Genomic DNA, 2,056 nt, shown 5'->3' with positions numbered 1-2,056 from the left:
CATTTTGGTTGACCACGTCACCATCCTAAGGCTCGTGTTGTAAATACATTACCAAAGAATGCATAGCTTGTTGCTAATGCCATAAGCGCAGTTATTATAAAAAGTACAATTACGGGGTGATAACTTTTTTCACTAGGATCGCGTACTTTTTTTCCAAAATAGCGGCGTAAATCATCATAACCACCAACTCGCTCACCATTAATAAAGGTTTGAGGAGTGGTCTTTACGTTATGTTCGATTTTAAATGCATTCACTTGCTGCCGATTAGTGAGCCATTTATCTTCAACGATATAGCCTTGGCGTTGTAACAAATCTTTCGATTTGAGGCCGTAAGGGCATACATGTTTTGGCATTACCATACGATATAAGATTGCTTTTTTTGATTCGGTATTGCTCATTCGTATAGCTCCTTTGATTGACTCTAAATCAATAATATAGAGTATTTCCTATAGTACAAACTCAATTATAAGGTAAAATGTAAACCTTAATGATACAAACCTGGATATTTGTTATGGTACTCTCTTAGAGTCGCCATATGTATGCTGATGATTAAGTTGTCACCGACGTGTTTTTGAATGGTTTAATGGGATTCCTGGTAAAATTATTATTGATAATGCCAAATGCGCGATTACAAAAGCTTGCTAAACAATCCTCATTAAATATCTAGAGCAAACTAGCATAGGTCGGGCTATCTGTTGCAAGACTTACTGCTAGTCCAGGCATTAAGGCTTCGGGAGATCGCCGTATTTGAGTATGACACTGTAGGACACAGCACACCATTTGCAGTAAAACCCATAGGAGAAATTTAGAATTAAATAAATAGATAAATTGAGAAACATGATTCATAATTTGTTGGTCCTAGGTTCAAGCCTAGTGGGCCCACCAATAAAATCAAGTAGTTAAGAGTAGTTCGTCATGGCTCATTCTAACTCCAAGTGCGACAATCATTTTTGTGCTGCTGTATAAATAGTTCATTAGGCTTTTTTAGCTATATTCGCTATTGCTTTCAATCCCATATCAACAATAATTCAATTGCTGTAGACATTTCTTTATTAAGTTTAAGGCGACTCTTTAATATCAAAGTCAATGGATACAATCCTTTTGATTACCTAAGAGCGCTCTTTGAAAATATTCGTGCCACTAAATCTCAGCAGGATTTTAGCAAGCTGCTTCCTTTTAATTTAAAGCAGATGCCAACGTAGTTGGACGACAGTTTACACAAAATTGACTCCGATGAGGAACAGAAATATTCACGAAATCAAAGAACATGGTAGAATGGGGTGGCAGTAAAAAAGACAATATGGCAAGAGAAATCTATCCGAGATGCTATGCAGCTCTATCAAAAATACTGAGTAATACAATGCATGCCAGAGATTTTGTAAGAAAGAAACAGGAGCCAGGATTGGCTGTGGGGCGATTTCTTTGGGTATGCCTTCAAGCTCTAGATCTGCCTAAATTGCACCTAAAGAAACCAGACAACCATAATTTTTACTTAAAGATCAGATAGGTTGACTGTGTCTTTCGGCAGAAACTATAGTGTCAGCTAGAAGCATCCCTTCTGCGATTAAATTTGCCGCTATCTCAGTAAAAGGGGGAATTATTATGGTGGTATTGATATTTACAATACCCCAAACAACAGCATTCAAAATCTCTATTTTCCATTGAGCTAATTTAGCATGAAGGCGTTGGTTGACTGAAATAGTTTCATTAACTATATTTGGAAAAAAGCCATTTTTTATTAATGCCGAAGCTATTTTTGTAGATTCTTGTTCGATTATTTTTATCGTCTCATCGTTAGAAATCATATTTTTCCTATTTATTCATCACAAAATTTAAGACAAGGATAATGTTTCAGCAGTCATATTGTGATAAAAAACCACTTTTAAGCACATTAATTTGCTTTTTATTTTACCATTATGGCAAATTAAAATCAACATTTGTTTCGAAACCTGTCAAACCAATTTAAAATGATCCCCTTGATCTCCAATTTAAAAATGTCCTTTTTGTTTAAAAAAATATAAATTTGTTATTGAGCTTGTGGGTATGTGAGCGAGAA

Annotated in this window: 2 protein-coding genes; both read right to left on the bottom strand. The window is 35.3% G+C overall.

Translation table 11 applies throughout. The annotated features are described in order from the left end of the window. Window positions 1-17: 17 nt before the first annotated feature. Window positions 18-398 (bottom strand): thioredoxin domain-containing protein, encoded by a 381-nt coding sequence (locus OK13_RS13570; RefSeq protein WP_035891685.1) that lies wholly within the window; start codon window positions 396-398, stop codon window positions 18-20. A gap of 1,101 nt (window positions 399-1,499) precedes the next feature. Beyond that, window positions 1,500-1,805, bottom strand: coding sequence for a hypothetical protein (locus OK13_RS13560; RefSeq protein WP_035891681.1), 306 nt, complete (start codon window positions 1,803-1,805; stop codon window positions 1,500-1,502). Window positions 1,806-2,056 lie beyond the last annotated feature (251 nt).

Source organism: Legionella norrlandica (genome assembly GCF_000770585.1).
GTDB lineage: Bacteria > Pseudomonadota > Gammaproteobacteria > Legionellales > Legionellaceae > Legionella > Legionella norrlandica.
Note: the sequence above shows the minus strand (reverse complement) of the source record. Positions and strands in the feature narration are given on the sequence as shown.

Excerpts from the sequence above, each read along its gene's own strand:
- OK13_RS13560 (WP_035891681.1), bottom strand. The coding sequence starts at position 1,805 with ATGATTTCTAACGATGAGACGATAAAAATAATCGAACAAGAATCTACA.
- OK13_RS13570 (WP_035891685.1), bottom strand. The coding sequence starts at position 398 with ATGAGCAATACCGAATCAAAAAAAGCAATCTTATATCGTATGGTAATG.